We start from the raw sequence: 6,497 nt of genomic DNA, 5'->3' as shown, positions 1-6,497 counted from the left end.
TAGTTACAGTTCATAGCTTTAAAGATGGAGTTGCAACTGTAACTTTAAAGTTAACAGATGAAGATTTAAAAGGCTTAAATAAGGCTAACTTAGCTGTATTTTATTATAATGAAGAAACTAAGACATTTGAACAATTAGAAACAACTATAAATGGAAATGAAGTAACTTTTAAAACACCACATTTTAGTAAGTTTATAATTGCAGAAAAAGCTAATAATGAAAGCGGAATAACTTTACCAGCTACTGGTGGGAATAATCCTATGAATGGAATAATACTCGGATTTTTATTGGTATTAGTAGGAGGACTCTTTATATTTAATAAAAAGAAAGAATATTTAAATTAATAATAATATAAATAAGAATAGCTTTAAAAGAGGATTATATTTTTTATAAAAATATAATCTTCTTTTGTTAATTTTCTTTAATATGTTTGACAGAAGTTTTATTCAGCATAATAAATTAAATTTACTTAACATAATATAAAAAGTTTAATAAAAGTACTTAAATAATAAATAAATAATAAAAAATAATAAAATATGTAATATATATTGAATCAAAAACTAAACATTAGGTCGATTTATAGATAAAAATAATTATTTTATATAATTATTTTCGACTTGAAGAAGAAGTACTAAATGATAAAATTAAATTAGTAAAAGGTGGAAGGAGGAGTTTTTTGGGGGAAAGGTACAAAGAGATTCTATTTAAATTTACATTTTAAGTTTGGCATAATTTATTAAAGGTATAAGGATAAATACTTATATCAAGAGCTTATTAAAATATTTTAAGGGGGATGAATATGAAAAAGCTTTTAAAAAGCAGAATGTTAAGCTCATTTATGGCACTTACAATGATATTAGGACTAATAACTGTACCAGTAAAAGAAGTTAAAGCAGAAAAAGCAAGTAGTATAGTGATAAGTGAAGTATATGGCGGTGGAGGAAATTTTGGATCTAAATATAAAAACGATTTCATAGAACTATATAATCCAACTGATAATGATATTGATTTGACAGGTTGGAAAATAGAATATGCAAGTGCCACAGGAGAGTTTGGAAAAAATAATTGTAACTTAAGTGGGACAATTAAGGCAAATGGATATTGTTTAACTCAACAAGTAGCTGGAACAAGTGTTGATGGTGGAAAAGAACCCTTACCTGATCCAGATATTCTAGGAAACTTAAATATGGGAGCTTCAAATTTAAAGGTTAGAGTAGTCAATGCTGAAGGAGCAGTTATAGATTTCGTTGGTATTGGAACAGCGACAACTTTTGAAGGAGATAAGGCTGCACCTGCAATTAGCGCTAGTTTGAGTGCTCATCGTAAAGATAATGACGGATCAAATAATGGAATAACTAATGGTTGGGATACTAATAATAATGGAAATGATTTTTACGCAAAAGAACCAACTCCTAGAAATTCAAAATATTCATCTGTAGACATTGCATTAATTGGATTGAAAATTGATGAAAATATATATCTTGAAGTTGGAGAAAATAAAAGTTTAACACTTGCTTATACCCCAGAAAATACTACTGAAAAAGGTGTTGAATATATAAGTTTAAACCCTGAAATAGCAACAGTAGATAAAGATGGGAAAGTTGTTGCTGTTAAAGAAGGAAAAGCAATTATAGAAGTTAAATCAACAATAAAACCTGATATAAAATCAGTATGTAGAGTAGAAGTAAATAAAACTACAGATAAGATCGGGCCAACAGTTAGTGATTTAAAGCCAGCAAATGGACAAAATATAGGAAATTTAAGACGTCCTGAAATTAGTGCAACTTTTCAAGATGAATCAGGAATAGCTATGGATTCAATTAAGTTATCACTTGATGGAAAAGATGTAAGCGGTAACATATCTAAAGATGATAAAACTATAAAATATTCTGTAGGAGAAGATTTAGCAGATGGTGCTCATACTGTTTTAGTTGAAGTCAAAGATTCTTTAGGAAATTTAACAGCTCAAGAATGGAAGTTTACAATTGGAGAAGTTAAGAAAAACTTATATTTTGGACAGCTACATTCTCATACTAATATATCAGATGGTACTGGAACTGTAGATGAGGCATATCAATATGCAGAAAATACTGCAAAAGTAGATTTCTTAGCTGTAACAGATCACTCAAATTGGTTTGATAATGATAAATTAGCGAGCATAGCTGATGGATCAATGAGTGAAGCTTGGAAAAAGGGTTTAAATGCTGCAGATAGGTATAATAAAAATGGAGATTTCGTAGCTATTTATGGATATGAAATGACTTGGTCAGGTTCTACTGGTGGATATGGTCATATTAATACTTTTAATACGCCAGGATTTGAGACAAGAACAAATAGCAAAATGGATTTGAAAAATTACTATAATGCTTTAAAAACCCAAAAACAATCCATGTCACAATTAAATCACCCAGGAAAAACTTTTGGAGATTTTAGTGACTTTGCCTATTATGATGCTGAAATAGATAAGCAAGTTACATTAATTGAAGTTGGAAATGGTGAAGGAGCTATTAGAGGATCAGGATATTTCCCTTCATATGAATATTATACAAGAGCACTTGATAAAGGATGGCATGTTGCCCCTACGAATAATCAAGATAACCATAAAGGTAAATGGGGAAATGCAAACACTGCAAGAACTGTTGTAGAAGCATCTGATCTTTCAAGAGAGTCTGTTTATGATGCAATAAAAGAAAGAAGAGTTTATGCAACAGAAGATGAAAATTTAAAAATTTCTTATGAAGTTAATGGAAATACAATGGGATCAATAATACCACAAACAGATTCACTAGAATTTAATGTTAATGTCGAAGATATGGATTCTAGAGATAATATTAAAAAGATTTCAATAATTGGCGATGGTGGTAAAGTTGTTAAGTCAATTGATAATGTAAATTCTACAACTAAGAACTGGTCATTTACATTAGATAAATCAACAAGTTCATATTACTATGTAAGAGTAGATGAAGCAGATAGTGATATAGCTGTTACATCTGCAGTTTGGGTTGGAGAAAGAGAAAATTTTGGGGTTTCTACAGTAGATTCTGACACAGAAGTAATTATTGCTGGTGAGGAATTCAATATAGGAACTACTATATATAATAATGAAGCAACAGCTATAAATAATATTAAAGTAGAATACTATTTAAACAATGGAAGCGAAGCCATAGATACTCAAACTATTGAAAAAGTAGATGCAGGATCATCAATAGTAGCAAAGCTAAAACATAAATTTGAGAAGGCTGGAGATTATTCTTTCCAGGTAAAAGTAACAGCTACTATTAATGGAGAAGTTAAAGAATTTAAAGGATCTATTGAAGTTGAAGTTTTAGGAGCAAATGAAGTTTCTAAAGTTGTTATAGATGGAGCACATCAAAATCAATATGTATCAGGAGACTATTCAGGTAAAATTACAACATTAACTGCTTTAATGGCACAAAATAAAGTTAAGTCAGTTATAAATAATAAACTTATAACAGATGAAGTATTAAATGGAGCATCATTGCTTATAATGTCAGATCCGCAAAGTACAGTTAAGGATGCATATGGATTAACTCCTCAAAAATATACTGACGATGAATTAGCTGCAATAGCTAGATTTGTTAAAAATGGTGGAAATATTGCAATAACTTCTAAAGCTGACTATGGAGATGCTAAGGATGAGTATGGAAATGCAAGACAAGGTAATTCTGTACTTGAAGCAATAGGAGCAAAAATAAGATTTAATGATGATCAAGCAACGGATGATAGTGAAAATGGTGGTCAAAACTATAGGTTATATTTTGATGATTATAATTTAGAAAGTAGTTGGATGAATGGCATAGATACAACTAAAAAATATAGTTTTTATAGCGGTTCAACACTTATAATGCCATCAGATAAATCAAACATAGATGTTTTAGTAAGAGGTCATGCAAATACTTACGGAAATGATGCTGATAACCAAAAGGATAATACTCCAGTAGGAAAAGGTGAAGTTGTGGGATTAGCAGTTGAAACTTTAAGTAATGGAGCAAAAGTTGTAGTGTCAGGGGCTACCTTCTTCTCAAACTTTGAGATGGATGGATTAGATTATTCTAATTATCAAATAACAGAAAAAGTTATAAAAGAACTTGCTTCAGCACCTGAACTTCCAATAAGTAAAATTGCTGATGTAAGAATAGATGCTAATAAAGATAATCTTCCAGATAGATTTGGTGAATCTGTAGTAGTTGAAGGATATGTAACAGCAGCATCTAACGTAGCAGCACCTGGAAATTCATTCTTTGATGTTATTTATATTCAAGATGAAACAGCAGGGTTAACTATATTTGGAGTTTCGACTACATCAGTAAAATTAGGTCAAAAGGTAAGAATTAAAGGAAAAGTTTCATCATATTTAAATGATGCACAAGTAGCTCTTAAAAATGAAAGTTTAGGGCTTAAAATTATTGATGAAAATATTAATTTAGTACAGCTAATTAAACTGTCAACAAAGGATAGCATGCTAGAAGAAAAAGAAGGCCTTTTAGTTAAGGTTGAAGGAAAAGTAACTAGGATTGAAGGACAAAGTATATTTGTAAATGATGGTTCTGGAGAATCAAGAGTTTATGTAGAAGGTTACGTTAGAAGTAGCAAAAATCCTGGAGTAGATGATGAATGGAAGGCTAGAATTAACGTAGGAGATAAAGTTTCTGCAATTGGACTTGCATCTGAGGATCCGGAAGGTCATAGACTAAGAGTTAGAGATTCAGCAGAAATTGAAAAGTTACAAGACAATGATGATGTGAAGGTAATAGGAATAAGTTTAGATAAAACATCAGCAGAATTAAAGATAAATGAAAGCTTAGAATTAAAGGCAAGCATTTCACCAGCAAACGCAACAAATAAAGAAGTTACATGGACAACAAGTGATGAAAAAGTCGCAAAGGTAGATGAAAATGGAAAAGTAACAGCTATAGGAGAAGGAAAAGCAACAATAACAGTTACAACAAAAGATGGAGGCTTTAAAGCTACATGCGAAGTTACTGTTAAGAGCGATAAGGATGATAATGGAACAACTAATCCTGTAGAAAATATAGTTGAAAAAGTAGAAAATCCTAATGGAAAGAATCAAGTAGTTATAAAAATTCCATCAAATGAAATTAGAGTTGAAATAAAAGATATAGAAGCTATAAAAACTGGAAATGGATCTTTTGAAATTAAAAATGGAGAAAATACTATACTACTACCATTTACCTTAATTGATAAAGAACTATTAAAAGAAGGTTCAAGTATAATTTTTGAAATGAAGGTTAAAGAAGATGCAACTATTACAGCTGGAATTAGAGGAGTTAAAAAAGTATTTGAATTCAACTTATTGATTAAGAATGGCGAAGAAGTAGTTACAGTTCATAGCTTTAAAGATGGAGTTGCAACTGTAACTTTAAAGTTAACAGATGAAGATTTAAAAGGCTTAAATAAGGCTAATTTAGCTGTATTTTATTATAATGAAGAAACTAAGACATTTGAACAATTAGAAACAACTATAAATGGAAATGAAATAACTTTTAAAACACCACATTTTAGTAAGTTTATAATTGCAGAAAAAGCTAATAATGAAAGTGGAGTAATTTTACCAGCTACTGGTGGGAATAATCCTATTTATTTAATAATTGTAGGTATAATTATAGTTGGAGCTGGAGCATTTATGTTATTAAGCAAAAAGAAAAAGATGGAAAATAAATAAATTCTATTAAAAAATTTAGGCTGCTAAATTATCTTTAGCAGCCTTTAGAATGCTCTTAGAAAAGCTAAAATTATAAGCATTGCACCTGATAGCCAAGAAAGGTTTATATTTGTAGTTTCAACAAACTTCTTTCCCATAAAAGCACCAAGTAAAATGGCTATTATACCAATTAAAAGAGCGACTATAAAAACGTCTATATAATTAATAGATATAAGGCTACTACCAAATCCAACAGCTAAACTATCTAGTGATAGGGCTAATGCAAGGTAAAATGCTTCTTTTGATGTAAGTATCTTAGATTTATCGAAATCAGCCTTTGTTTCATCTGCATATACTTGTAGAACAATATTAAAATCAAATAATTTAAAAGTTAATGGTGATAAATTATTTGATTTATTCTTAATATAAGATTTTAATAAACTTTCAAAGAGTCTATATACTCCTAAAAGAAAAAGTATAAGAAAACTCATAATTCTTGCAACATTAGCAGATATATAATTTTGAAGGAATCCACCAACAATAAGAGAAAGTCCAAGCATACTAGCTGATATTATGTCCACTATGAAAGCAGAGGTCAGTGGAATTTTGATTTTACTAGTTCCATATGCAATACTTGCTATGAATGAATCTATTGATACAGATAAAACTAATATTATTGTTTCAATCATAAATTTGTCCTCAGAAATTATTTTTACTTCATAATATGAAAAAAATATTTATATAGTTACAAAAAGTGATTTAATATAAATCTAAATTAATAAAAAAATAGTAGTAAAAAATCTTTTTTAAATAT

3 protein-coding genes are annotated in these 6,497 nt (G+C 29.4%); 2 read left to right on the top strand and 1 reads right to left on the bottom strand.

The features are described from left to right. A partial coding sequence (locus I2A75_RS09415) for an LPXTG cell wall anchor domain-containing protein (protein ID WP_195264219.1) occupies positions 1 to 344 on the top strand: 344 nt, incomplete at its 5' end. Between the two features lie 455 nt (positions 345 to 799). Then, a complete protein-coding gene (locus I2A75_RS09410; RefSeq protein WP_195264218.1) occupies positions 800 to 5,704 on the top strand; it encodes a CehA/McbA family metallohydrolase in 4,905 nt (1,634 codons plus the stop codon). Positions 5,705 to 5,748: 44 nt separating this feature from the next. On the opposite strand, the gene ytaF is transcribed toward I2A75_RS09410, so the two are convergent. After that, positions 5,749 to 6,372 (bottom strand): sporulation membrane protein YtaF, encoded by a 624-nt coding sequence (gene ytaF / locus I2A75_RS09405; RefSeq protein WP_195264217.1) that lies wholly within the window; start codon positions 6,370 to 6,372, stop codon positions 5,749 to 5,751. Between the last annotated feature and the right edge of the window lie 125 nt (positions 6,373 to 6,497).

The sequence above is a fragment of the Clostridium sp. 1001275B_160808_H3 genome (genome assembly GCF_015550425.1).
Taxonomy (GTDB): Bacteria; Bacillota; Clostridia; order Clostridiales; family Clostridiaceae; genus Clostridium.
The sequence above is the reverse complement of the archived record's forward strand: the minus strand, read 5'-3'. Positions and strand labels throughout refer to the sequence as shown.

Coding starts and splice junctions, on each gene's coding strand:
- I2A75_RS09410 (WP_195264218.1), top strand. CDS start 800: ATGAAAAAGCTTTTAAAAAGCAGAATGTTAAGCTCATTTATGGCACTT.
- ytaF (WP_195264217.1), bottom strand. CDS start 6,372: ATGATTGAAACAATAATATTAGTTTTATCTGTATCAATAGATTCATTC.